The 24,371-nt window shown below is 67.2% G+C and carries 19 protein-coding genes and 1 riboswitch; of the genes, 9 read left to right on the top strand and 10 right to left on the bottom strand.

The genetic code is table 11. The annotated features are described in order from the left end of the window. Positions 1–21: 21 nt before the first annotated feature. From gcvP to gcvT, 3 genes are read right to left on the bottom strand one after another with little or no spacing between them, the layout of a single operon-like run. Entirely contained in the window at positions 22–2,919 is a 2,898-nt protein-coding gene (gene gcvP, locus AAYO93_RS05910; RefSeq protein WP_345764075.1) for an aminomethyl-transferring glycine dehydrogenase, read from the bottom strand. A 15-nt stretch (positions 2,920–2,934) separates the two neighbouring features. After that, positions 2,935–3,306 (bottom strand): glycine cleavage system protein GcvH, encoded by a 372-nt coding sequence (gene gcvH / locus AAYO93_RS05905; protein WP_345764074.1) that lies wholly within the window; start codon positions 3,304–3,306, stop codon positions 2,935–2,937. Positions 3,307–3,308: 2 nt separating this feature from the next. Then, positions 3,309–4,502, bottom strand: a complete 1,194-nt coding sequence (gcvT, locus tag AAYO93_RS05900; protein WP_345764073.1) for a glycine cleavage system aminomethyltransferase GcvT — start codon at positions 4,500–4,502, stop codon at positions 3,309–3,311. A gap of 188 nt (positions 4,503–4,690) precedes the next feature. Continuing rightward, a riboswitch (glycine riboswitch) is annotated at positions 4,691–4,791 on the bottom strand. Positions 4,792–4,994: 203 nt separating this feature from the next. On the opposite strand from gcvT, the gene AAYO93_RS05895 reads away from it, so the two are divergent. From AAYO93_RS05895 to AAYO93_RS05860, 8 genes are all read left to right on the top strand, one after another. Continuing rightward, entirely contained in the window at positions 4,995–7,154 is a 2,160-nt protein-coding gene (locus AAYO93_RS05895; RefSeq protein WP_345764072.1) for a cell wall-binding repeat-containing protein, read from the top strand. Between the two features lie 86 nt (positions 7,155–7,240). Then, positions 7,241–8,029 carry an NUDIX hydrolase gene (locus AAYO93_RS05890; RefSeq protein ID WP_345764071.1) on the top strand — a complete coding sequence of 263 codons (789 nt, stop codon included), beginning with the start codon at positions 7,241–7,243 and terminating at the stop codon, positions 8,027–8,029. Beyond that, positions 8,026–9,324 (top strand): quinolinate synthase NadA, encoded by a 1,299-nt coding sequence (gene nadA / locus AAYO93_RS05885; RefSeq protein ID WP_345764070.1) that lies wholly within the window; start codon positions 8,026–8,028, stop codon positions 9,322–9,324. Before AAYO93_RS05890 ends, nadA begins: the two co-directional genes overlap by 4 nt. Before the next feature lies 1 nt (position 9,325). Continuing rightward, positions 9,326–10,879 (top strand): L-aspartate oxidase, encoded by a 1,554-nt coding sequence (nadB, locus tag AAYO93_RS05880; RefSeq protein WP_345764069.1) that lies wholly within the window; start codon positions 9,326–9,328, stop codon positions 10,877–10,879. Further along, positions 10,873–11,760: a carboxylating nicotinate-nucleotide diphosphorylase gene (nadC, locus tag AAYO93_RS05875; RefSeq protein ID WP_345764068.1), complete on the top strand. Its 888-nt coding sequence runs from the start codon at positions 10,873–10,875 to the stop codon at positions 11,758–11,760. The genes nadB and nadC overlap by 7 nt, the downstream gene beginning before the upstream one ends. Then, positions 11,757–12,899 carry a cysteine desulfurase family protein gene (locus AAYO93_RS05870; protein ID WP_345764067.1) on the top strand — a complete coding sequence of 381 codons (1,143 nt, stop codon included), beginning with the start codon at positions 11,757–11,759 and terminating at the stop codon, positions 12,897–12,899. The genes nadC and AAYO93_RS05870 overlap by 4 nt, the downstream gene beginning before the upstream one ends. 97 nt (positions 12,900–12,996) lie before the next feature. Next, positions 12,997–14,466 (top strand): DHA2 family efflux MFS transporter permease subunit, encoded by a 1,470-nt coding sequence (locus tag AAYO93_RS05865; RefSeq protein WP_345764826.1) that lies wholly within the window; start codon positions 12,997–12,999, stop codon positions 14,464–14,466. A 193-nt stretch (positions 14,467–14,659) separates the two neighbouring features. Continuing rightward, positions 14,660–15,037, top strand: a complete 378-nt coding sequence (locus AAYO93_RS05860) for an iron chaperone (protein ID WP_345764066.1) — start codon at positions 14,660–14,662, stop codon at positions 15,035–15,037. 57 nt (positions 15,038–15,094) lie between these two features. Here AAYO93_RS05860 and AAYO93_RS05855 read toward each other — a convergent pair whose 3' ends face one another. The 7 genes from AAYO93_RS05855 to AAYO93_RS05825 all read right to left on the bottom strand — a co-directional run bounded on the left by AAYO93_RS05855 (position 15,095) and on the right by AAYO93_RS05825 (position 23,625). Continuing rightward, positions 15,095–17,350, bottom strand: a complete 2,256-nt coding sequence (locus AAYO93_RS05855) for a TIM-barrel domain-containing protein (RefSeq protein ID WP_345764065.1) — start codon at positions 17,348–17,350, stop codon at positions 15,095–15,097. Next, on the bottom strand, positions 17,347–18,525 hold the full coding sequence (locus AAYO93_RS05850) for a glycoside hydrolase family 15 protein (protein ID WP_345764064.1): 1,179 nt from the start codon (positions 18,523–18,525) through the stop codon (positions 17,347–17,349). Before AAYO93_RS05850 ends, AAYO93_RS05855 begins: the two co-directional genes overlap by 4 nt. 69 nt (positions 18,526–18,594) lie before the next feature. Continuing rightward, positions 18,595–19,836, bottom strand: coding sequence for an ABC transporter substrate-binding protein (locus tag AAYO93_RS05845; RefSeq protein ID WP_345764063.1), 1,242 nt, complete (start codon positions 19,834–19,836; stop codon positions 18,595–18,597). Between the two features lie 70 nt (positions 19,837–19,906). Beyond that, positions 19,907–20,719: a carbohydrate ABC transporter permease gene (locus AAYO93_RS05840; protein ID WP_345764062.1), complete on the bottom strand. Its 813-nt coding sequence runs from the start codon at positions 20,717–20,719 to the stop codon at positions 19,907–19,909. Next, positions 20,712–21,677: a carbohydrate ABC transporter permease gene (locus AAYO93_RS05835; RefSeq protein WP_345764061.1), complete on the bottom strand. Its 966-nt coding sequence runs from the start codon at positions 21,675–21,677 to the stop codon at positions 20,712–20,714. Before AAYO93_RS05835 ends, AAYO93_RS05840 begins: the two co-directional genes overlap by 8 nt. Continuing rightward, positions 21,674–22,897, bottom strand: coding sequence for an ROK family transcriptional regulator (locus AAYO93_RS05830; RefSeq protein WP_345764060.1), 1,224 nt, complete (start codon positions 22,895–22,897; stop codon positions 21,674–21,676). The genes AAYO93_RS05835 and AAYO93_RS05830 overlap by 4 nt, the downstream gene beginning before the upstream one ends. 233 nt (positions 22,898–23,130) lie before the next feature. Continuing rightward, positions 23,131–23,625 carry a nucleoside deaminase gene (locus AAYO93_RS05825; protein WP_345764825.1) on the bottom strand — a complete coding sequence of 165 codons (495 nt, stop codon included), beginning with the start codon at positions 23,623–23,625 and terminating at the stop codon, positions 23,131–23,133. 171 nt (positions 23,626–23,796) lie between these two features. Here AAYO93_RS05825 and AAYO93_RS05820 point away from each other — a divergent pair, with 171 nt between their 5' ends. After that, positions 23,797–24,366, top strand: coding sequence for a carboxymuconolactone decarboxylase family protein (locus AAYO93_RS05820; RefSeq protein ID WP_345764059.1), 570 nt, complete (start codon positions 23,797–23,799; stop codon positions 24,364–24,366). Positions 24,367–24,371: the final 5 nt, after the last annotated feature.

Here is a 24,371-nt window from a genome sequence, read left to right as displayed (position 1 = left end):
ACGGCGACACGCGGTGGAAGGCTACGCGAACGCCTCGGGGGGCGGGCAGGCGCAGAAGAGGTTGCGGTCGCCCCACGCCTGGTCGATGCGTCGCACCGGCGGCCAGTACTTCGAGCGCACGAGACCCGGAACCGGATAGACCGCCTGCTCGCGCGAGTACGGGTGCGACCACTCGCCGACGACGACGGACTCCGCAGTATGAGGAGCGCCACGCAGCGGGTTGTCGTCGACGGGCCACGAGCCTGCCTTGACCGCATCCGCCTCGGCCTTGATCGAGATCATCGCCGTGACGAAGCGGTCGAGCTCGGCCAGGTCTTCGGACTCGGTCGGCTCCACCATGAGCGTGCCCGCAACCGGGAAGCTCATCGTCGGGGCGTGGAAACCGTAGTCGATCAGGCGTTTCGCCACATCGTCGACAGTAACCCCCGTCGCTTCGGTTAGCGGGCGCAGGTCGAGGATGCACTCGTGGGCGACGAGACCGTTGTCGCCGGAATACAGCACCGGGTAGTGATCACGCAGGCGCGCAGCGATGTAGTTCGCTGCGAGCACGGCGGCACCCGTCGCCTGGGTGAGACCCTGCTCGCCCATCATGCGGACATAGGCCCAGCTGATCGGCAGGATGCTCGGGCTTCCGTACGGCGCCGATGAGACCGGACCACCGGCGTGCGCGACACGCGTCTGGCCGCCTCCGAGGTAGTGGTCGGGGCGCTGCGCAAGCGGGTGTCCCGGCAGGAACGGTGCGAGGTGCGCCTTCGCCGCGACCGGGCCGACACCGGGGCCGCCACCGCCGTGCGGGATGCAGAACGTCTTGTGCAGGTTCAGGTGACTGACGTCTCCGCCGAAGTCGCCGAAGCGGGCGAAACCGAGGAGCGCGTTGAGGTTCGCCCCGTCGACGTAGACCTGTCCCCCGGCATCGTGGACGGCCTGCGTGATGGCGGCGATCTCGTGCTCGTACACTCCGTGCGTCGACGGGTAGGTCACCATGAGCGCTGCGAGCGCGTCCGCGTTCGCAGCGATCTTGGCGCGCAGGTCGTCGAGGTCGACGTTGCCGAGGTCGTCGCAGGCGACCACGACGACCGACATCCCGGCGAGCACGGCGGATGCGGCGTTCGTGCCGTGCGCGCTCTGCGGGATCAGGCAGACCGTCCGCTGCAGGTCGCCGCGCGAGCGGTGGAACCCCCGGATCGCGAGCAGGCCGGCGAGTTCGCCCTGGCTGCCGGCGTTCGGCTGGAGCGAGACCGAGTCGTACCCGGTGACATCGGCGAGCCACGTCTCGAGCTGGTCGATGAGCTCGAGATAGCCCTCAGCATCCGACGCCGGGGCGAACGGGTGAAGCGCGCCGAACTCCGGCCAGGTGACGGCTTCCATCTCGGTGGCCGCGTTCAGCTTCATGGTGCACGAGCCGAGCGGGATCATGCCGCGGTCGAGTGCGTAGTCCTTGTCGGCGAGGTACTTGAGGTACCGCATCATCGCCGTCTCGGAGTGGTGGGTGTTGAAGACGGGGTGGGTCAGGTAGGCGGATGCACGGTCGAGCGTGCCATCGAAGGAACGGAAACCCGCGTCCACCGCTGTGCCGTCCGCTACGGCTCCCGGAGCGAACACGTCGACGAGCTCGGCGAGGAGTGCGCCGTCGCGGATGTCCTCGGCAGACGGCTCGTCGATGCTGAGCCAGACCGTGGAGGGGTCGGAGGCGTGGAGCAGGATGCCGGCCTCGTGCGCACGACGAACCACCGCATCCGCATCGTCGACGGCGATCTCGAGCGTGTCGAAGTACGACTCGGAGCGAACGTCGACGCCGGCGCCACGGAGCGCTGCCGCGACGGCGCCGGTCGCGGAGTGCACCGCGTGACCGATCGCCTTGAGCCCGCGAGGACCGTGGTAGACCGCGTACATCCCGGCCATGACGGCGAGGAGCACCTGGGCCGTACAGATGTTCGAGGTGGCCTTCTCGCGGCGGATGTGCTGCTCGCGCGTCTGCAGGGTGAGCCGGTAGGCCGGCTTTCCCACCGCATCCTGCGAGACGCCGACCAGCCGGCCCGGCAGCTGCCGTTCGAGTCCGGAGCGCACCGCCATGTAGCCGGCGTGCGGGCCACCGAAGCCCAGGGGAACCCCGAAGCGCTGGCTGGTGCCGACCGCGACGTCCGCACCCAGCTCGCCCGGCGACGTCAGAAGGGTCAGCGCGAGAAGATCGGCGGCCGCGACCGCGACGGCACCGGACGACTTCGCTGCCGCGATGACCGCGGCGGGGTTCCAGACGCGACCGGAGGCGCCCGGGTACTGGACGAAGATCCCGAACGCGTCCGCCAGCTCGGGCGAGGCTGCGTCGATGCTGTGCAGGTCGAGGATCGCGAGGTCGATGCCCACCGCATCCGCCCTGTTCTGCAGCAGCGCGAGAGTCTGCGGGAACGTGTCGGCGTCGACGATGAAGCGCTTCGACGCGGCCTTGGATGCGCGGCGGGCCAGCAGCATCCCCTCGACCACGGCGGTTCCCTCATCGAGCATCGACGCGTTCGCCGTGTCGAGGCCGGTCAGGTCGGCGACCATCGTCTGGAAGTTGATCAGCGCCTCGAGGCGACCCTGCGAGATCTCGGGCTGGTACGGCGTATAGGCCGTGTACCAGCTCGGGTTCTCGAGGACGTTCCGCTTGATGACGGCCGGCGTGACGGTGCCGTAGTAGCCGAGACCGATCAGCGGGCGATTGACGGTGTTGCGGGACGCGATCGCCCGCAGTTCGCCGAGCGTTGCGCGCTCGCTCGCCGCAGCCGGCAGGGCCGACTCGCGGGACTCGTCGAGCTGGATCGACCTCGGTACTGCGGCCTTGACGAGCTCCTCGACGTTGTCGTAGCCGAGGAGGTCGAGCATGGTGGACTGCGCGTCGTCATCGGTTCCGATGTGACGCGTGGAGAACAGTTCAGTCATTTTGGGTGGTAAGCCTCACTCGCCGATGATGGCGGAGTATTCGGTGTAGCTGAGCAGTGCGGGCAGGGCGGAGAACGTGACCTTGACCAGCCATCCCTCGCCGAAAGGGTCGCTGTTGACGAGCTCCGGCGAGGCGACGACGGCGTCGTTCACTTCGGCCACGGTGCCGTCGACGGGCGCGAACAGTTCGCCCACCGACTTCGTGGACTCGATCTCGCCGACGACCTTGCCCTCCGCGATGTCGCTGCCGACGGCGGGAAGCTCGACGAAGACGACATCGCCCAGCTTCTCGGCCGCGTAGGCGGTGATGCCCACGGTCGCGGTATCGCCGTCGACGAGGATCCACTCGTGCTCGGCGGTGTACTGGAGGTCCTGCGGAGCGGCCATTGTCAGTTCTTCTTTCTGCTGTAGAAGGGGAGGGCGGTGACGGTGAACCCGAGGCGGGTGCCGCGGATGTCGACGTGGAGTTCGGTTCCGGGTCGGGCGAACGACGGGGCGACGTAGGCCATCGCGATCGGCACGCCGATGGTCGGCGAGAGAGCGCCGCTGGTGACGACGCCGACGGTCTCGTCCGCGTCGGTGGCCGTGTCCGTCGCGAAGACCGGGTAGCCGGCGCGAGCTGCGCGCTTGCCGTGACCCATCAGCCCGACGAGCACGGGAGCCTCGGCATCCGGACCGACCTCGCTCGCCGCACGGCCGACGAAATCGGTCTCCTTGGCGAGGTTGACGACGCGGCCGAGGCCCGCCTGGGCGGGGAAGGTGCCGAGGTCGAGCTCGTGGCCGTACAGCGGCATGCCCGCCTCGAGGCGGAGCGTGTCGCGGCTGGCGAGACCCGCAGGAACCAGCCCCTGTTTTGAGCCCGCCTCGAGGAGAGCATCCCAGACTGTGCGGGCGATGTCCGGCGAAACATACAGTTCGAATCCGTCCTCGCCGGTGTAGCCCGTGCGCGCGACGAGGACCGGATGCTGGTCGAACGTCGCGGGGAAGGACCAGTAGTACTTGAGCGTGTCGAGCTTCTCGGCGAAGCCGTCACCGTCGAGCGCGCCGCCCTCGACTGCGAACTCGCGAACCGCTGCGAGGATCGAGAGCGCCGCCGGTCCCTGGACGGCGATGAGCGCGATCTCGTCGCTCTCGTCGAAGACGTCCGCTTCGAACGGGGCGGTGCGGTCGCGCAGTTCCTCGGCGACGATCGCGCGATTCGACGCGTTCGCGACCACCATGTAGCGGTCGTCTCCGGTGCGGTAGACGACCAGGTCGTCGACGATGCCGCCCGATCGCGAGAGCAGCAGGCTGTACTTCGCCTGGTCGACGGCGATCGCCGAGAGTTTCCCGGCGAGAGCGTAGTCGAGTGCCGCAGCGGCCTCGGGACCGACGACATAGATCTCACCCATGTGCGACAGGTCGAAGAGGCCTGCGGCGGTGCGGACGGCGTGGTGCTCGGCGAGGTCGCTCGAATACCGGACCGGCATCTGCCAGCCCGCGAAGTCGGTGAACGAGGCACCGGCGTCGACATGCGCTTCGTTGAGGGGGGACAGGCGGTCGGCGCCCTGGGTGCCGCTGGCGTCAGTGTCGTGCGAGGTCATGAGTTCTCCGGTCTTCGCCGGCCGGGGCCGAATCGAGAGTGCGGCACACCCGCGTGACGGGTCTGCACAAGAACTCCCCCTCTGTCATCCGGCCTGAGAGTTTCACCGCGCCCTCGCGGGTCGCGACTTTCACCGTGGGCGAGCGCTGCAACGCCGGATCGGCGCGCAGTTCTGCTTTTCAGAGTGGCCAGTCCGATGCGGTACGCGTACCTGAGAGATTGTCGGGGAGGATTGCTCCTTCGGTGCCGGTCGTACACTCGCGTGCTGCCGGCTCTCCCGCATCGACCTCGATGGCCCAGTGTTCAGTTTTCGCACGCCCATGCTCATTCGCGCAGACGCCCTGTCAGCATACCGCGAGCAGGGATGAGGCGGCGCCACGCGGGCACGGTGCAGATGCGTCGGTCCGGAACCATTAGGTTGAATGCTGAATCGGCGCACGCACTGCTGTCCGCTTCGGACCTCGACCCCTCCGGACATTGGATGCACATGTCGATGACGACCCGTCCTTCCCGCGCGCGGCTACGCCGAACCGGACTGCGCGCGATCGCCGCGTCCGCCCTGGTCGCCGCCCTGTGCATGGGGGTCGCTGGGTACACCTCCCCGGCCTCTGCCGCTCCGGGACCGTACACCATCGACTCGACGACCCACCTCAATGCGGACATCAGTGAACTCGCCGTCGACACCTACAACGACACCCTCTACGTGGCGGACTGGAATCAGCGCGTGGTCCTGGCCGTCGACGAGAAGACCCAGGCCGTCGTCGCCACGATCCATGTCGCGTCCAGCCCGAACGCCGTCGCTGTCGACGCGTACACCGGTCTGGTCTTCGTCGCCGGGTACGACGGGAGCGTGTCGGTGATCGCGGACTGGACGAACAAGCTCGTCGGCGTGCTGCCCGCGGGTGCCGGTGCGGATGCTGTCGCGGTGGACGAGACCACAGGACTGGCGTTCGTCGCCAGCAGCAACACGAACACCGTGACCGTCGTCGATGAGGCGAAGGGAGCCGTGACCCACACCATCCCCGTCGGAAGCTTTCCGCAAAGTATCGACGTCGACCAGTCGACGGGAATGGTGTACGTCGTCGACGGCGGTGACGGAACCATCTCCGTGATCAACTCCCACACCATGAAGGTCGTGAAGAAGATCGCTCCGCCGGTCCCCGCGTACATCGCGCGGGTCGACCAGGACACCGGCAGGCTCTTCGTGGGCGCCCACACCAACGGCATGGCGACCTCGTCGCTCTTCACGATCGATCCCGGCACCTACGCCGTAACCGGCGATCTCACGGTGCCTGGGGCCGGCGGAGATCTGAGCATCGATCTCTCCACCCGCAAGCTCATGTTCAACGGGAACGGTCTCGTCGTCATCGATATGGACAGCCTGTCCATCGACACGGCCACGGGCATACGACTGGACTACCTGGCGGTCGACCAGCGAACGAACCTCGTCTTCGGAGGCGACCATAACCTGGGAACGATCACGGTCATTTCCGAGCCCGTATCCATCACAAGTGACGATCCTTCGGCCCTCATCATCGGCCAGCCGTCCACCACCGGGTTCACGGCGCGAGGACCCGCACCCGTCACGTTCGCCGCTACTGCGGGCTCGCTCCCTGCGGGGCTGACGCTCGACCCGAGCGGAGCCCTTGTGGGAACCCCTTCCCACCTCGGCTGGTTCGACTACAGCATCACCGCGACGGACGCCGACGGCGACACCGTCACCCAGCAGTACAGCCAGCAGATCGTCCCTGCGACGTCACGGGTGTCCGGCGTCGACCGCTACGGAACGGGTGTCGCAATCTCGCAGGGCTCCCATCCGGCCACCGCCCCCGTCGTCTTCATCGCTTCGGGCACGACCTTTCCGGATGCCCTTGCTGCAGGTCCGGCCGCCGTCCTCTCCGGTGGTCCACTCCTCCTGACAGCGCCGACCTCGCTTCCGCAGAACGTCTCAGCTGAGATACAACGCCTTCAGGCGCATGACGCGATCATCGTCGGTGGTACCGGCGCTGTCTCGCAGACCGTGGCCGATCAGGTGAAAGCCCTTCTTCCTCCCGATGGCTCTGTCACACGCCTGTCAGGCGCCGATCGCTACGCGACCTCACGCTCACTCGTGTCGGCATCATTTCCCGGCACGGTCCCGAGCGTCTACGTCGCCACCGGCTCGACTTTCCCGGACGCCCTCTCCGCAGGCGCCGCCGCTGCCTCCGCCCACGTACCTCTCGTGCTCGTGAACGGGACATCCTCGACGATCGACCCGGCGACGGCAGCCCTACTGCGCCGGCTCGCTCCCCGCAGCATCTTCGTCGCGGGGGGCACCGGCTCGGTGTCCGCGGCGATGGCGAAGTCGCTTGCCGCGATCGCCCCGGTGACGCGCTTGAGCGGGCTGGACAGGTACGCCACGGCCGCGGCGGTGAACGCGCACGCACATCCGACCGCGTCGCGGGCATTCCTCGCGCAGGGCCTCAGCTTTCCTGACGCCCTCGCCGCGTCGGCGTGGGCGGGCAGCACCGATTCGCCCCTGTACCTCGCGCCCTCCTCCTGCATTCCGAGCGTCGAGTTCGCTGCGATCGAGAAGCTCAACGTCTCGGCCATGACCCTGGTCGGTGGAACAGGAGCACTCGGCGCCGCCGTCGAGCAGATGACATCCTGCTGACTCGCTCGCATTCGGATTAGCACTTCGGGTCACGATGACACTAAGATGGATCAACACTTAGAGTCACGATGACTCTTAGGCGACGGATGGCCGAAGGACCCGACATGGTCTCGAACGAGCAGCGGTTGCCCGGGCACGCGAGCGCGACACTCGCGGTCTCGACGGTGATCTTCGCGCTCCGGCGTGAAGACGACTCCGACCTCGCGACGGTCTGGTTACCGCTGGTCCGCCGCATCCGCGAACCATATGAAGGCAGCTGGGCGCTGCCCGGCGGTCCGCTTCGCACCGACGAAGACCTGGCCGTCGCCGCCGCCCGCTCCCTCCACGAGACCACCGGACTCACGCCGCGCTACCTCGAGCAGCTCTACGCCTTCGGCGATGTCGGGCGGTCGGCCGGCGGCCGTGTCGTGTCCATCGTGTACTGGGCGCTCGTGCGCAGCGAAGAGGCCGAGCAGGCCAGCGTCGGCGAGAACGTGCAGTGGTTTCCCGCCGACGACCTCCCGCCCCTCGCCTTCGACCACAACCTCATCGTCGAATACGCCCTCTGGCGCCTCCGCAACAAGATGGAATACAGCCGCATCGCCCACGCCTTCCTCGGCGAGACGTTCACACTGGCCCAGCTTCGCGAAGTGCATGAGGCCGTGCTCGGCCGGGCGCTCGACCCGGCGAACTTCCGGCGGGCGATCGAGGCGTCGAACGCGGTCGTCGCCACCGACGAAGTCCTCGCGGGCACGCGCCACCGACCTCCGCGGCTCTACCGCTACAACTCCGCGATCGACCTGGCCGACCAGGGCCCGCTCCCCCGGCTCAGCGAACGCCCCCTGATCCCAGCAGAAGATTCCGAGCATCCGAACGACGAAGGACAGTACGCATGAGCATCACAGCATCGGTCGACACCACCATCCAGCTGATCACGCGCGGCGCGACAGACGGCGAGACGTGCAGCCCCGATCTCGCCGACGGACCCTGGGTGTTCGACCTGCAGGCGCCGGGCTACGGACCGGGAGCGTCGATGGCCGACCCCATACCGGCTGCGGCTCCCCGTCAGGGCGAGCTCCCCGAGGAGTACCGCACGGCCACCGCCGGCGAACTGCACCGGCGCATCCTCGACGCCAAGGCCCAACTCGGCGCCCGTGTCGTGACGCTGGGTCACTTCTACCAGCGCGACGAGGTCGTGCAGTACGCGGACTTCGTGGGCGACTCGTTCCAGCTCGCGAACGCCGCCAAGTCGAAGCCGGAGGCCGAGGCGATCGTCTTCTGCGGCGTCCACTTCATGGCCGAGACCGCCGACCTCCTCTCGCGGCCCGACCAGGCGGTCATCCTGCCCAATCTGGCGGCGGGATGCTCGATGGCCGACATGGCCGACATCGACTCGGTCGCCGAATGCTGGGAGCAGCTGGAGGAGCTGTACGGGACGGAACCGGATGCAGACGGCCGCGTACCGGTCATCCCGGTCACCTACATGAACTCGTCTGCCGCCCTCAAAGGCTTCTGCGGTGAGCACGGCGGAATCGTGTGCACCTCCTCGAACGCCGACACCGTCCTCAGGTGGGCGTTCGAGCGCGGCCAGCGGGTGCTCTTCTTCCCCGACCAGCACCTGGGGCGCAACACCGCCAAGGCGATGGGAGTCCCACTCGAGCAGATGCCGCTGTGGAACCCGCGCAAGGCGCTCGGCGGCAACGAGATGGCGACGATGCAGGATGCGCGCGTCATCCTCTGGCACGGATTCTGCTCGGTGCATAAGCGCTTCACTGTCGGCCAGATCGAGGCTGCGCGAGCACAGTATCCGGATGTCCGCGTCATCGTTCACCCGGAATGCCCGATGCCCGTGGTCGACGCGGCCGACGAGTACGGCTCGACCGACTACATCGTGAAAGCGATCGCCGCCGCACCCGCCGGATCGACGTTCGCGATCGGCACCGAGATCAACCTCGTCCAGCGTCTGGCCGCGGAGTACCCGCAGCACACCATCTTCTGCCTCGACTCCGTGGTCTGCCCGTGCTCGACGATGTACCGCATCCACCCCGGCTATCTCGCCTGGGTGCTCGAAGGTCTCGTTTGCGGACAGATCCACAACCGGATCACTGTCACCGACGACGTCGCAGCCCCGGCCCGCGTGGCACTCGAGCGGATGCTCGCGGCCAAGCCGAACACGACGATGGCGGCCTGAGATGTCCCGCGTGATCGTGGTCGGCAGCGGTGTGGCCGGGTTGATCGCTGCCCTCGAGGCGAGCCGGTTCCACGAGGTGACGGTCGTCACGAAGGCGGAACTCGCCGAGAGCAATACGGCGTACGCGCAGGGCGGGATCGCGGCCGTCGTCTTCCCCGACGACACGGTTGCCGAGCACGTCGCGGACACCCTCGCGGCGGGCGCCGGTCTCGGAAACGCCGAAGCAGTCGAGGTGCTGTGCAGCGAGGCGCCCGCGCGCATCCGCGACCTGCTCGACCTCGGAGTGCGGTTCGACACCGACGGGGAGTCGCTCGCACGCGGCCTGGAGGCGGCCCATTCGCACGCCAGGGTGCTTCACGCGGGCGGAGACGCGACCGGTGCCGAGATCGAGCGTGCTCTCGTTCGCGCCGTGCGGGCATCCGCGACCCGGGTGCTGGAACACACGTTCCTGACCGACATCGTCATCGACGACGACGGCCGGGCGGCCGGCGTCGAGGTGCTGCTCGAGGACGGGATCGCACTCACCATCGAGGCGGATGCCGTGGTGCTCGCCAGCGGTGGAGCGGGACAGCTCTTCCGGCACACCACCAATCCGGCGGTGACGACCGGCGACGGCGTTGCGGCGGCCTGGCGTGCGGGAGCGGACCTGGCGGACCTCGAGTTCTACCAGTTCCACCCCACCGCACTCGCGATCGGAGGATCATTCCTCGTGTCGGAGGCGGTGCGCGGTGAGGGCGCCGTCCTGCGGAATGCGGGAGGCGAGCGGTTCATGCTCGACGTGCATCCTGCCGGCGAACTCGCGCCGCGCGATGTCGTCGCCCGCGGCATCGCCGTGGAGATGGCCGCGCAGGACGGCACGCCCGTGCTCCTGGACGCGACCGGGCTGGGCGCGGAGTTCCTCGCGCGACGGTTCCCGACGATCGACGCCGCGTGCCGGCGCGCAGGATTCAACTGGTCACGGGTGCCGATCCCGGTCACACCCGCCGCCCACTACTGGATGGGCGGGGTGGCGACGGACACGCGCGGACGCTCCACCCTTCCCGGCCTGTACGCCGTCGGCGAGGTCGCGTGCACCGGCGCGCACGGCGCGAACCGGCTGGCGTCGAACTCACTGCTGGAGAGCATCGTGTTCGCGCACCGGGCCGCGCAGGATCTCGCGGACGGGGTGCCCGCGGAGTGGGAGTGGCGCGGCGAGCGGATGCGCCGATCTGTAGCGGCCTCCCGTCCCGAGCGCTTCGCCGAGTCGGCGACCACCGTCGTCGATCGTGCGCGCATGCAGTCGCTGATGTGGGCGGCAGCGGGCGTGCACCGCTCGCGTGAAGGGCTCGAAAACGCGCTTCGCACGCTCGACGGCTGGCGCGGCAGCGATTCTGCCGACCCGACTCGACGTGAACGGGAGGACGCCAACCTGCTGCAACTCGCGCGCATCCTCGTCGCGTCCGCGCTGGAGCGGGAGGAATCGCGGGGCGCCCACTTCCGTTCGGACTTCCCCGCGCCCTCCGACGCCTTCGCTGTGCAACTCGTCCACGCCAGAGAGGTGACCGTCCCGTGCTGACTCCCCAGATCATCGACACCGTGGTGAGGGCGGCCCTGCTGGAGGACGCCCCGTGGGGCGATCTCACGTCGGAGTTGCTCATTCCCGAAACGGCATATGCCACTGCGCGCCTGATCGCGCGTGAGCCAGGGGTGTTCAGCGGCGGGGCCGTGTTCACTGCGGCGATGACGGCGACCGACGAGACCATCCGCACCGAACTGCGCGTCCGTGACGGCGAACGGTTCGAAGCCGGAGACGTGCTCGCGGTCGTTGCGGGGCCGGCCCGGTCGGTCCTCCAGGCGGAGCGCGTCGGGCTCAATCTGGTGCAACGGATGAGCGGAATAGCGACCTTGACGGCGCAATACGTGGGCCTGGTGTCGCACACCGGTGCGCGCATCGTCGACACCCGCAAGACGACCCCGGGCCTGCGTGCCTTCGAGCGTCACGCCGTGCGCTCCGGCGGCGGTCACAACCACCGGTTCTCGCTGTCCGACGCCGTGATGGCCAAGGACAATCACCTGGCCGTGCTCACGGCACAGAGCGGACTCAGCGTGACCGATGCCCTGCTCGCGGTGCGTGCGCAGCTCTCCCACACGACCCACCTCGAAGTCGAAGTCGACCGCATCGACCAGATCGAGCCAGTTCTCGCCGCCCGGGTCGACACGATCATGCTCGACAACTTCACCGTCGACCAACTGCGGGAAGGCGTGGCGCTCGTCGCCGGTCGCGCGATCGTCGAGGCGAGTGGCAACGTCAACCTCACGACGGTTCGTTCGATCGCGGAGACCGGCGTCGACGTGATCTCTGTGGGGGCGCTCACGCACAGCGTGCGGTCGCTCGACCTCGGACTGGATGTCGACGTCGACGGGACGCGTGCGGATGCGGGTGCGGTGGCCCCGTGATCTACCTGGATGCGGCGGCGACGAGCGCGGTCCGGCGCGAAGTCCTCGAGGCCATGTGGCCGTATCTGACGGGTGACTTCGGCAATCCGTCGAGCCACCACACGGTCGGCGAATCTGCGGCACGCGCACTGGCGGATGCGCGCGCGACCGTCGCAGAGTGGCTCGGCTGTCGCCCTTCGGATGTCGTCTTCACGTCGGGCGGCACCGAGGCGGACAACCTCGCCGTGAAAGGGATCGCACTCGCCACACCGCGCGGCCGGCACATCGTCACGACCCCGATCGAGCACGAGGCCGTGCTCGAATCCGTGGACTATCTGAGGCGCCTCCACGGTTTCGAGGTGACCTTCGTCGACGTGGACGGGACCGGACTCGTCGATCCCTCGGACTTCGCCGCGGCGCTGCGTGAAGACACGACGCTCGCGACGGTCATGCTCGCGAACAACGAGATCGGAACGGTGCAGCCGGTGGCCGAACTCGCCGCGATCGCGCACGAGCGCCGAATCCCTTTCCACACGGATGCGGTCCAGGCTGCGGGCTGGCTCGATCTCGGCAGCGCGGCCCTCGGCGTCGACGCGCTCAGCATTTCAGGACACAAGCTGGGCGCGCCGAAAGGGATCGGTGCTCTGTTCGTGCGTGGGCGCATCCCGGTCGAGCCGGTCATCCACGGCGGAGGCCAGGAACGCGGTCGGCGATCCGGCACTGAGAACGTGGCGGGCGCGGTCGGACTGGCGGCGGCCATCCGCTTGGGTGAGGACGGTCGGCACTCGAGGGCCGAGACTACCGCTGCGGCACGGGATGCGTTCGTGACCGCGGTGCTCGCCCGGGTGCCGCAGGCGGCGCTGACCGGGCATCCAGTCCGCCGTCTTCCCGCGTCGGCGTCGTTCGTCTTCCCCGGCACCAGCGGCGAGAGCGTTCTGCTCGAACTGGAACGGCGCGGGATCGTCAGCTCGAGCGGCTCCGCATGCGCTGCAGGCAGTGGTGAGGCGTCTCACGTGCTTCTCGCGCTCAGGTTCGAGGAGGAGATCGCGCAGACAGCAGTGAGGTTCTCCTGGGGTCCGGAGGTCGGCGCACCCGAGCTCGCTGCGGTGGCGGATGCGGTGGGCGAGGCCGTCGAGACGGTCGCCGCGATTACGCAGTGAGTGAACATCGCAAGAGTTAACCTGACGGCAACGATCTCTGTCGGCGGCTGTCGATACTGTGGAACGCGTGACTGAGAAAGACGCCTCTTCCGTCGATGTGATCGACGACGCACCGGCTGCCCCACACGATCACACCGCGCGCAACAACCGGGTGATCTGGCTGCTGCTCGCCGCGACCTTCGTCGTCATCCTCAACGAGACGATCATGAGCGTGGCGATCCGCAAGCTGATGGTCGACCTGCAGATCACCGCGATCGCGGCCCAGTGGCTGTCGACGGCGTTCATGCTCACGATGGCCGTCGTGATCCCCATCACCGGCTTCCTGTTGCAGCGGTTCAACACACGGCCGATCTTCATCGCCGCGATGTCCCTGTTCTCGCTCGGCACGCTGACCGCCGCACTCGCGCCGGGCTTCGGGATCCTCCTTGTCGCTCGCGTGATCCAGGCGTCAGGCACGGCGATCATGCTGCCGCTGCTCATGACGACCCTGATGACGCTGGTTCCGGCGGCGAAGCGCGGGCGAACGATGGGCAACGTGTCGATCGTCATCTCCGTCGCTCCCGCGATCGGTCCGACGATCGCCGGTATCATCCTCAACTCGCTGTCGTGGCGCTGGATCTTCATCATCGTGCTCCCGATCGCGCTCGTCATGCTGCTGATCGGCATCCGCCGTGTCGAGAACGTGAGCGAGCCAGAGAAAGTGCCGATCGACGTCTTCTCGGTCATCCTGTCGGCGTTCGGTTTCGGCGGGCTCATCTACGGCCTCACGCAGATCGGGCAGGTCGGTCCGGTGCCCGGCGAGATCGCCGGCGTGAATGTTCCGATGTGGGTGTCGCTCGGCGTCGGAGTCATCGCGCTCGCGTCGTTCATCGCCCGACAGCTCCTGCTCCAGCGCAAAGATCGAGCACTCCTCGACCTGCGCACGTTCCGGTTCCCGATCTTCACCGTCGCGATCGTTCTGATGGCGATCAGCACGGCGTCGCTCTTCGGCACCATCATCGTGCTGCCGATCTACCTGCAGGAGGTCCTTCACCTCGAACCACTCGCGACGGGACTGCTCCTCCTTCCGGGTGGCCTGATCATGGGCTTGCTCGCTCCGTTCGTCGGCCGCATGTACGACCGGTTCGGGCCGACGGTGCTCGTCGTTCCCGGTTCGATCCTGGTGAGCGCCGTGATGTGGACGCTCACGATGGTGACGGAGGACACGTCGCCGTACCTGCTGCTCGCGGCCCATGTCGTGCTCAGCATCGGCCTCGCCCTGATGTTCACGCCGCTGTTCACCGCCGGGCTCGGTGCGGTCACGCCGCACCTGTACTCACACGCCAGCGCTCTCGTCGGAACGATCCAGCAGGTCGCGGGAGCCGCAGGAACGGCGCTCTTCGTCGCGATCATGTCGGCGCAGACGGCCGCCCTGGTCGCCGGTGGCGCTTCGGCCGACGCTGCAGCTGCGGGCGGTGTGCGCATGGCATTCCTCGCCGGCGCGATCATCTCGGTATTCGGCGTGGTGGGTTCGTTCTTCATCCGCAAGCCGGCCGACGTGCCTGTGGATCTCGCGTTCGCGCACTGAGCGCGCCGCCCAGCGTGCGGGCCTGCCAGCGTGCGGCCGCCAGCGTGCAGCCGCACTAGTTGTGATCGAGCGCACTAGTTTGTACTAGTGCGCCGGCGCGAAACTAGTGCGGTGAGGCGATGGCAGCTCGCGACGGGCGATCGGATGCTCACGATGTGCGATGGCACGCTCGCGACGGCCTGAAGGGGATCACATGGCACGCGGAATCGAAGCGGCAACTGTCGACGAGTACCTCGAGAAGATGCCCGAGCCGTTCGGCGCGGCACTCCGGCTCGTGCGCGAGCGGCTCGTGGCGGCGATCCCCGATGTCGACCAGGTGATCAGCTACCGCGTGCCCATCTTCAAGTACCGCGGCAAAGGACTCGTCGGGCTGAGTGCCGCTTCCAAGGAATGCAGCCTGCTGCTCATGAGTCCCCCCGCCGCGAAAGCGCTCGCAGGGTCGCTCGACGAGGGCTCACTGAGTGGCGCGACACTCCATTTCGATCCCGCGCGTCCGTTGTCCGAGTCGACCATCCGCCGGATCGTCGACCTGCGCATCGCCGAGGTCGACGCCGCCCTCGCCGCCCGCTGAGCTCTCGGCGCGCGAGCCCGCGCGAACTCGCGAGAGTACACGCGAGCCCGCCCGCACTCAGCGGCCGAAGACGGCGAGCAGCCGTTCGGCGGCGCCGGCGCGGATGAAGACGGGGATCCGGTCGACCGGCGCCTCCACGTCGACGGTGCCCGGGCCCTCGACGAGCTCGCCGGTCCACGCGTTTTCCCATGACCCATCCGGAAGGAGCACCGGCCAGGATGTTGCGCCGGCCTCGAGGACGGGGGCGATGAGCAGGTCGTCGCCGAGCATCCACTGGGGCTGCGCATCCCACACGCCTTCGAGTCCAGGGTCATCGAAATACAGCGGTCGCATCAGCGGGCGCGCAGTGGCGATCGTCACTGCGGCCTGTTCCACGAGATACGGGATGAGCCGCTCACGGAGTTCGGCGTACTCGCGGAACACGTCGAGTACGGCCGGGTCGCCGCTGCGCTCTGCAATATTCCAGGGCGTACGGTCGCGAGACGGAGTCCGGTGATGGTTGAACTCCGAGTGATATTGCATGATCGGCACGAAAGCCGATGCGGCCGCGGCGCGAAGGTAGAGCTCCGCATCCGGAACATCGCCCGAGAAACCGGCGAGGTCCCAGCCCCAGTAGACGATCCCGCTTGCCGCTGCTGACAGCCCCGCGAGCATCGACCAGCGAAACGCCTGCCAGGTCGAGTTCTCGTCGCCTGCCCAGAACGCGCCGTGGCTCTGCGAACCGGTGAAGCCGGCTCGGCTGAACGTCACCGGCGCCTTTCCGGCGGATTCGAGGAGGTCACCGTACGCTTTCGCATACGCGACCGGGAACGTGTTGTTCTTCTCATCACCCATCCGTCCGTCGAGGTACACCAGGTCACTCCCCCAGGCGTGCTCGCCACCGTCGGTCTTGAAACCGTCGATCCCGATCTCCTCGACGAGGTAGCGCCGTTTGTCCGTCCACCATCGAGCAGCGCGCTCATCAGTGAGATCTGGCATGAGACCGAGGGGGAACCACCAGCCGCGGTTCCGGTACGGCCTGAGTGTGCCGTCCGGCGCGAGCTCACGGATCAGGACGTCATCGCGGATCGCCGCTGCGGCATCCGCCTGCGTCTGGTCGGCGGGGTGAGGCCGCATCTTGATCAGCGGAATCTGCCAGAGGTGCACTCTGACGTCACGGTCGTGGAGTTCGTCGACCATCCCCTTGGGGTCGGGCCACGCTCCGTCCGCGGGGAAGTCGAAATCGCCGAGGCGATGTGGGGAACCGTCCGCCGTCACGCCATAGCGGGCGTCGCGGAACGCGGTGAACGTGCTCTCGTCGCTCCACGCCTCGATCACTACGGATCCGACCGGGACGCCGTGGTCGCGATGAAGATCCATCTGCCGCATCACCTCGGCCTGGGTGTTCCATTCGTTGCCGCTGGCCCAGAGTCGGAACACCCAGGACGGAAGCTCACGCGCCGAACCCGCATTCTCAAGGAAGCCGCGGAGGACGGCCGTCGGGTCCCCTTCGAAGAATCGCACCACGAGAAGTCCGTCGGGTACCGCTTCGACGTCGGAAGGCGCATCCAGTTCGGCCTCGACGAGGATCGTCCCGGCCTCGGACCTCCCGAAGTCGAACCAGCACCGGCGCGAGGTCTGGATGTGGAATCCCCAGCCGTCGCCGCCGACCACGTGCGCGAACGGCATGGGCAGGTAGGTCTTGCGTTCTGCGCCCTGGTTCTTGTACTGCTCGAACACGACGGAGTCGACGCTCGACCCACGATGATCGAGGGCATCGAATCGCTCGCCGAGTCCGGTGATGTGCTCGTTCGCTCCGAGCGGCATGGAGAACCGGATGCGCACCGAGCGCTCGCCGTCATCCAGGACCGAGACAGAGCCCGGCACGATTCGCGAGGATCCGTGGTGCGTGACCGCGGTGTCCGCCGGGCGCCAGCTTGCGGCCCGGAACTCGAACCAGCGCGTACGTTCCTGGCGACCGTCGGTCCTCGTGCCGGTGAAGCGGTAGCGATAGCGCCCGCCCGCCGCGGCCTCGTCGATCGTCGTCTGCCAGCCTCCCGATGCCCTCGCCAGGCGCGCCTGAGCCGACGCGAGGTGTCCTCCGTCGATCGTCTTGCCGCGTGACGAGTGAGCGACCGGCCGTAGCTCCAGCACATCCGAGCTCGACGCGCCGTCGTCGCCCAACCAGATCAGCTCGCAGGTCACCGCCTCGACGGGGCCGCTCGTGCGGACGCCGAGTGTGACCCGGTCGCCTACCTCTGGCACGACCGGGGAACGCTGTTCGGTGTCGATCGAGTACGGATGGCCGGAGCCGAGCGGGCGGTGGCGGATCATCGGGTGGTTCCTTCCGGTCGTGCGAGGTCTGATGGGTGGCCGTCGGTGGCGAGCTGCACGGCGAGACGAATGATCATCGCGTGGCTCCACAGAAGGGGCGTCGCAACGGGGCCCCAGCGCTCCAGCCATTCCTGTTTCATTCCCGGAGAAATGAGGTGGTGGTCGACCTGCTCGGGGACTTCGAGCTCGGCGTTCGCCGTCGACGCCGCCCACTCCAGGAGTTCGCGGGCGCGCTCAGGTCGTCCGGCCGACAGCTGGGCCAGCCCGAGGAAACAACTGAGCAGCGGCCACTGCCCGCCGCCGAAGAATGTATCGCCCAGGTAGCGATGCACACCTCCGTCGACCGTGAGACGGCGTTCGATCGCGTCGAGCGTTCCGATCGCGAGTGCGCTGGATTCACCGACCACACCGAGCGGCGCTACGGCGGCGGCGAGGCTTCCGTCCATGGCATCGTCGTCGAGCCATTTGACCAGGTGACCGTCGCGGACGCCGCGCTCGGTGATGAGCTCACGGATCTCGCCGACGCATCGTTCGAGCGCCTCGACACGTTCGGCGTCGACGAGTCCTCCTGACCTGACTGCCGAGAGACCTGCCGCCACGCACGCCAGCGTCGACACGTGCACGGACTCGCTGTGCTCCTCCCACCAGTCGTAACACGGTCGGGACCAGGACGAGAGCAGGTAGTCGACCGTGAGCTGAACCGCCAGGCTCCACCGATCCGGATCCAGGCCGAATCGCTCGACATGAGCAGTGAGCGCCCACAGCCAGGTTCCGTACCCGTCGAGCTGGAAGTCCCACCAGTCGTCCACCCCGTCGCCGCCGGCGAACGTGAACCGTGCCGGGAGCATCCGATCACCCGTCGGCGGCCGGCCCGCACGCGTCTCCGCGACGATCCACCTAATCTGGTCCTGACGCCCGACGATCACTCGTGAACACCAGTCGAAGAACGCTGTCGCCGACGCTTCGTCGCCGTAGGCCGATACGGCGTCGGCAATGAAGGCTCCATCACGAAACCAGCAATACCCCTCGTAGGCCGAGAATGTCGGGCTGGCCGGATATGCGCCTTCCGGGGTCTGCAGTTCCACGATCAGGTGGTGACTCGAACGGACGAGAGTCTCGATGTCTGGCGCGAGGACCGAAAGGTCGATCGGCCGGGGAATGGACAGGGAGGGCATCGGGGCCTTTCAGGTGGAGAAGCGTCCGTGGCCCGGCCGAAGCCGGACCACGGACTGTGATCGTCGGCGTTACTTCAGCAGTCCGTCGACCTGCGACGATGACGCTTTCAGCGCATCCGATGCCGACTGACGACCGGCCGCGACCTCGCCGAGCGCGTTGGTGATGGTGTCCTGGATCTTCTGCGAGTTCGGGCCGAGGTTCGGCGCGACGGCGACCTTCTTCAACGAGTCGAACACTGCCTGGCGGTTTGCCGGAGCCCCCGCAGTCAGGTACGGCTGAAGCAGGGAATCGTCAGCGACCGTCGGAAGCTCCCAGCCCGACTTGAGGCGCACGTCGACCGTCGTCTTCGAGCTGGCCAGGTAGTCGGCGAACTTCTGCGCGGCTTCCTTCTGCTTCGAGTCGTTCGACACGACCACCGCGTTCGAGAACGTGGCGCTCGCCTTCTGGGTGTCACCGGGCTCGACTACGACATCCCAGCCGAAGGGCAGCGTGCCGAGCGAGCTGAACATCCAGATACCGGTGTGCCACATCGCCAGCTTGCCCACCTTGAACAGACCGGAGTCGAAGTCCGGAGTGTTCGCACCCGCAGCCGCGGTCGGCATGGTGACGCCGCTCTTGCCTGCCAGCCAGGTCGCAGCCCGCTCGCCGGCAGCATCGTTGAAGGCCGCCTTCTTACCGTCCTTCGTGAGGAAGGAACCGCCGGTCTGCTGGATCACCTTCGAGAATTCGTTGTACGTGATCGGCTGGAAATCACCCCAGACGCCTGCAGCCTTGTCGGTGAGCTTCTTCGCCGCGGCTTCCTCGTCGGTCCACGTCCACGAATCGGTCGGGTACGAGACGCCGGCCTTGTCGAACAGAGCCTTGTTGTAGAAGAGCACGACGTTCGAGAACGAGGTCGGCAGGCCGTACTGCTTGCCATCGGTCTTGTAGGTGTCGAGCAAGGAGGTGCGATACTTCGATCCGTCGACGCCCGAGAGCGGCGCGAGCACCCCATCCGCCTGCAGGTTCGCGTAGCTGCCGGTGTCGACGTCGAAGACGTCGGCCTGGGTGCCCGCAGCCAAGTCGGTCTGCAGCTTCGTGAAGTAGTTCGCGTAGTCGCTGGTGGTGACCTTGACGGTGATGTTCGAGTTCGCCTTCTCGAACGCATCCACGATCGTCGTCAGGTTCTTCTCATTGCCCCCGTTCGAGATGAAGTTCGAGTACGTGATGCTGACCTTGCCGCCGTCCGAACCGCTTGACGAGCTGCAGCCGGTCATCCCGATTGCTGCGAATGCCGCGACCGCAACGGCCGCAACGAGCTGTTTCTTCATGTGAGTGCTATCTCCTTTGATGCGTGGTGCCTGGTAGATGGTGCCGGATTGTTGTTGTGAAATGGCTCGGTCATTTGAGACCGGTGCCGGCGACGCCCTGAACGATGTATTTCTGGGCGAAGACGTAGAGGGCGAACATCGGGATGATGCTGACGACGGAGCCCGCCATGAGCACATCCCATTGGGTCGAGTACTGTCCCTGCAGACTCGAAAGCGCGACGGGGAGCGTCTGCATCAACGGGTCGCGCAGGATGATGAGCGGCCAGAGGAAGCTGTTCCAGGTGTTGAGGAAGGCGAAGACGGCGAGCGTGGCGAGTGCGGGCCGGATGAGCGGCAGCATGATCTGGAAGAAGACCCTGAAGTGTCCTGCGCCGTCGAGCGTCGCCGCCTGGTCGAGCTCATACGGGACGGTGCTCATCGCCTGCCGCAGAAGGAAGACGCCGAACGCTGACGCGATCGTGGGGAGGATCGCGCCGAGGTAGGTGTTGATCAGGCCGAGTGTCTTCATCTCGACGAACAGCGGCACGATCAGCACCTGGAACGGGATCATCATTGTCGCGAGATAGACCACGAAGATCGCTCCCCTACCGCGGAACGGCATGCGGGCGAAGACGTAGGCGGCGAGGGCGCTGGTCACCAGCTGCAGCACCGTCCCGGCGACGGCGATGATGATGCTGTTCACGATGACCTGGCCGAACGGCACCCGCTGGAACAGCTCGGCATAGGGCGAGAGCGACGGATGCGCGGGAAGCTGCGGGGTTGTCGTCAGGCTTGCGCCCGGACTGACCGACGTGATCACCGTCCACACGAACGGGAAGAGCATGAACAAGGCCCCGACCGTGATGATGACGTAGAGGCTGATACGGCCGAATCGGTTACGCATAGTTCACCCACCGCTTCTGCCCGCGGAACTGGATGAGCGTGATGATCAGGATGACGATGAACAGCAGCCAGGAGAGCGCGGAAGCCATCCCCGCCTGGCCGTACCGGAACGTCAGGTCGTAGACCTCCTGGACGACCACGCGGCTTGAGTTGTTCGGGCCGCCGCCCGTCATGACGTACACCTGGTCGAACACCTGGAACCCGTTGATCAGCGAGAGGACGACTACGAAGAAGGTGGACGGCGAAAGCATCGGCAGCGTGATGCTGAAGAGCCGGCGCCACCAGCCTGCGCCGTCGATCTCGGCGGCTTCGTACAGGTCAGGGTTGATCGTCTGCAGTCCGGCCAGCAGGATGACCATCACGAAGCCGAGGTCCTTCCACGCGGAGGCGAGGATGATCGACGGCATCGACCAGGCCGGGTCGGTGTACCAGCCGGGACCCTGGATGCCGATGAGGCCCAGCGCCCAGTTGACGACACCGACGCTCGGGTTGAGGAGCCAGCGCCACACGAGTGCGACGACCACCCAGCTGGTGACGACCGGGAGGAAGTAGACACCGCGGAGGACAGCCCTTCCCTTCAGCTTCGCGTTCAGCGCCAGCGCGAGAGCGAGGCCGCCGATGTAGACGAGCGGCAGGTAACCGACGATGTAGTAGACGGTGTGCAGGAACGCCTGTTGCGTGCCCGGGTCGGTGAGGAGCGTCGTGTAGTTGTCGAGGCCGACCCATTTCATGGGGCCGATGAGATTCCATTCGTGGAGGCTTGTCCAGGCGGCCGCGATCATCGGGCCGATGATGAACGCGAGCAGTGGAATGAGGCTAGGGAGCAGGAAGAGCGCGATCGTCAGTGCGTATTTCGCGCGCTGCTTCGTCGAGCGCTTCCGGGGTGCTCGGGAGATCTCCTTTTCGACCGGCGACGGCGACTCGGCCGACGCCGCGACGCGAGCAGCTGACAGTGTCATCGCGACGCCCCCTCGGGGATCCGTGAATTGGCGACGAGGCGTTCCCGGACGAGGCGGCCCTGCTCGCCGGCCACACCATCCGAATCGAACGGTGTCGCCAACACGAGTGCTGCCGCGCCCTGAGCCCACCGGTCGTCCTGCCAGGTCTCTACGGCGACTTCGACTCCTCGTTTTCCCGGGACGAGGGATGCGCGCAGCGCCGACTCGAAACCGGGCGCCCAGAACTTCCACGCTGCGACACCTTCGCCGAGGACCACGACCAGTTCGGGATCGAGAACGTTGACGACGCCGGCGAGTGTGCGCCCGAGCAGGTGTCCGGCTTCGGCGAAGATCTTGCGCGCCCGCTCATCGCCCTCGACCGCGGCGCGAGTGACTGCGGCGATTGGCGCATCGGGTGCGACGATGCCGAGTTCAGCGGCACGGGCGATGAGGGCGCTCTCCCCCACGAACGCCTCGAGGCAGCCATGGTTGCCGCACTGGCAGAGCGGGCCGCCGTCGGTGACGGGGATGTGGCCGATGTCACCGGCGCCGCCCGAGCGTCCACGAAGCACCGAGCCGCCGGAGATGATGCCTGCGCCGACGCCTGTTCCGATGGTGACGACGAGGAAATCGGGGCACGAGCGCCCCTGGCCGAACAGGCGCTCGGCCATGCTCAGCGCGTTCACGTTGTTGTCGACGACGACAGGAAGGCCGAGGGAGCGACGGAGTGCTGCGCCGAGCGGCACCTGGTTCCAGCCGAGTTGTGTCGAATCGATGACGCCGATTCCCTGGTCGTCGACGGTTCCCGGGATGCCGACGCCGATTCCGAGGACCGGCCGGTCGCCGCCCCCTTCTATGAAGGTCCGTGCGAGATCGACGAGGTTCGTCGTCGCGAGTGTCGAGAGAGCGTCGAACGGTTCTGTCGCACTGCGGATCACTCCACCGTCGATTCCCACTTCGACGAAGGCGACATGGTCTGCGACGACTTTGACGCCGATCGCGCGTGCGGTGTCAGCCGTGACTCCGAGCATCCGAGCTGGCCTGCCGCCCTGCGACGGAGAGTGGTCGAGTTCCTGGATGAGCCCATCGGCGAGGAGGTCTTTGCTCAGTTGCGTCACCAGAGCCGGCGAGACGCCGAGCATCCTCGCCAGGTCGGCACGGGATGCCGGCCCTTGTGCACCAAGGTGCGCGAGGATCGCCGAACGGTTGACGTCTGTACGAGACGGAGATGTGAGCGCCATTGCCTACCTTTTGTTTAGGACTAAATAAACCATAAAAGATAGTTCTGACATTCGTCAAGCGCGGATTACCCACAAGTGCGATTCGTTGACGCGAATTCGCGACTCACGGCGCTGGGATGCCGGTTTTCTGGCAACTAATCGCGCTGAGGGCGCCGGGGCGCAAGGCGGCTCGGGCGAGAGGGCACAGGGACGTGGAGGCGCGGAGTCGTACGCCGCGACCGCGGGCGAGAGCCCTACCGGCGCCGGAGCGTACGGATCGAGAGCTCCTCGAAGAGGTCCCGGAGGGCTCCCTCGAGCTGCGGCGCAGGCCCGTCGACCGCAATTCCGGGTGCGATGACCGAGATCGGAAGGCTCTCGACCGGACCGGCCGGAAGCCCGCGCGCAGCGCGCCATCCACTGGTCTGCGCCGCCGATGCAGCGAAGACGATGCGCCCGAGCCCGACCCAGGCGTGCGCGGCCGAGCACATCGGGCAATGCTCCCCCGACGTGTACACGGTCGCCCGCGAGCGGTCCCCCGCGGTCAGGTTTCGCGCGGCCCATCGCGCCAGCTCGAACTCCGGATGCATCGTCTCGTCGCCGCCGCCGACACGGTTGCGGTCTTCGCGAAGCACGCGACCGTCGCGGTCGACGAGCAGCGAGCCGAACGGCTCGTCCCCCGCGTCGAAGGCTTCGCGGGCCAGCTCGACTGCGCGGGTGAGAAACTTCAGGTCGTTCTCGTCTATCGCCATGTCGTTCCACGGGCGCTCGGTTTCAGCGTCGACCCCCTCCATCGCCGACTTTACGCATACCGCGCCCGGTCGCCAACAAGCAGCTTTCGCGCGGCTGGAGCTGGAAGATCTCTGGCGGCTCACCGGCGCAAGTGAGAGCATAAGAACACGCAACAGATGCGAGGTATTCTCATGTCGATCATCGCAGTCGCACCCGAGAACGAAGTCGACGAGCGTGTCGCCGAGTTCTACGCGGGTGACATCCGGGAGCAAGGCTACGTCGCCAGTCACACGAAAGTGCTGACGACGAATCCCGAGGCCTTCGCCGCCTGGAAAGAGCTCATGCGGGCTATCGGCGGCCCGATGGACAAGCGCCGTTTCGAGCTCGCCACGCTCGCAGCAGCCCTCGGCACCCGCTCGGTCCACTGTCGGCTCGCTCACGGCAGAAAGTCCCTCGCCTACATCGACGAGGACGAGCTCGAGCGGATCGCCCGCGACTACCACGACGCCGGCCTGTCCGAGCAGGAGGTCGCGATCATGGAGTTCTCCGAGAAGGTGAGCCGGGCATCAGACACGATGACGGATGCGGACAGCCAGCGCCTGCGCGACCTCGGCCTCAGCGACCGCGAGATCGTGGATGTTGCGCTCGCGGCGGCGGCGCGCAACTATTACAGCCGCGCCATCCAGGCTCTCGCCATCCCGGTCGACGACTTCCCCGAGCTCAGCGACAGCCTGAAGGACGCACTGCTCGAACCTCTGTGAGGCAA

It is taken from the genome of Diaminobutyricibacter sp. McL0608 (assembly GCF_039613825.1).
Lineage (GTDB): Bacteria > Actinomycetota > Actinomycetes > Actinomycetales > Microbacteriaceae > Diaminobutyricibacter.
Note: the sequence above shows the minus strand (reverse complement) of the source record. Positions and strands in the feature narration are given on the sequence as shown.

Coding starts and splice junctions, on each gene's coding strand:
- gcvP (WP_345764075.1), bottom strand. CDS start 2,919: ATGACTGAACTGTTCTCCACGCGTCACATCGGAACCGATGACGACGCG.
- gcvH (WP_345764074.1), bottom strand. CDS start 3,306: ATGGCCGCTCCGCAGGACCTCCAGTACACCGCCGAGCACGAGTGGATC.
- gcvT (WP_345764073.1), bottom strand. CDS start 4,502: ATGACCTCGCACGACACTGACGCCAGCGGCACCCAGGGCGCCGACCGC.
- AAYO93_RS05895 (WP_345764072.1), top strand. CDS start 4,995: ATGACGACCCGTCCTTCCCGCGCGCGGCTACGCCGAACCGGACTGCGC.
- AAYO93_RS05890 (WP_345764071.1), top strand. CDS start 7,241: ATGGCCGAAGGACCCGACATGGTCTCGAACGAGCAGCGGTTGCCCGGG.
- nadA (WP_345764070.1), top strand. CDS start 8,026: ATGAGCATCACAGCATCGGTCGACACCACCATCCAGCTGATCACGCGC.
- nadB (WP_345764069.1), top strand. CDS start 9,326: ATGTCCCGCGTGATCGTGGTCGGCAGCGGTGTGGCCGGGTTGATCGCT.
- AAYO93_RS05860 (WP_345764066.1), top strand. CDS start 14,660: ATGGCACGCGGAATCGAAGCGGCAACTGTCGACGAGTACCTCGAGAAG.
- AAYO93_RS05855 (WP_345764065.1), bottom strand. CDS start 17,350: ATGATCCGCCACCGCCCGCTCGGCTCCGGCCATCCGTACTCGATCGAC.
- AAYO93_RS05850 (WP_345764064.1), bottom strand. CDS start 18,525: ATGCCCTCCCTGTCCATTCCCCGGCCGATCGACCTTTCGGTCCTCGCG.
- AAYO93_RS05845 (WP_345764063.1), bottom strand. CDS start 19,836: ATGAAGAAACAGCTCGTTGCGGCCGTTGCGGTCGCGGCATTCGCAGCA.
- AAYO93_RS05840 (WP_345764062.1), bottom strand. CDS start 20,719: ATGCGTAACCGATTCGGCCGTATCAGCCTCTACGTCATCATCACGGTC.
- AAYO93_RS05835 (WP_345764061.1), bottom strand. CDS start 21,677: ATGACACTGTCAGCTGCTCGCGTCGCGGCGTCGGCCGAGTCGCCGTCG.
- AAYO93_RS05830 (WP_345764060.1), bottom strand. CDS start 22,897: ATGGCGCTCACATCTCCGTCTCGTACAGACGTCAACCGTTCGGCGATC.
- AAYO93_RS05825 (WP_345764825.1), bottom strand. CDS start 23,625: ATGGCGATAGACGAGAACGACCTGAAGTTTCTCACCCGCGCAGTCGAG.
- AAYO93_RS05820 (WP_345764059.1), top strand. CDS start 23,797: ATGTCGATCATCGCAGTCGCACCCGAGAACGAAGTCGACGAGCGTGTC.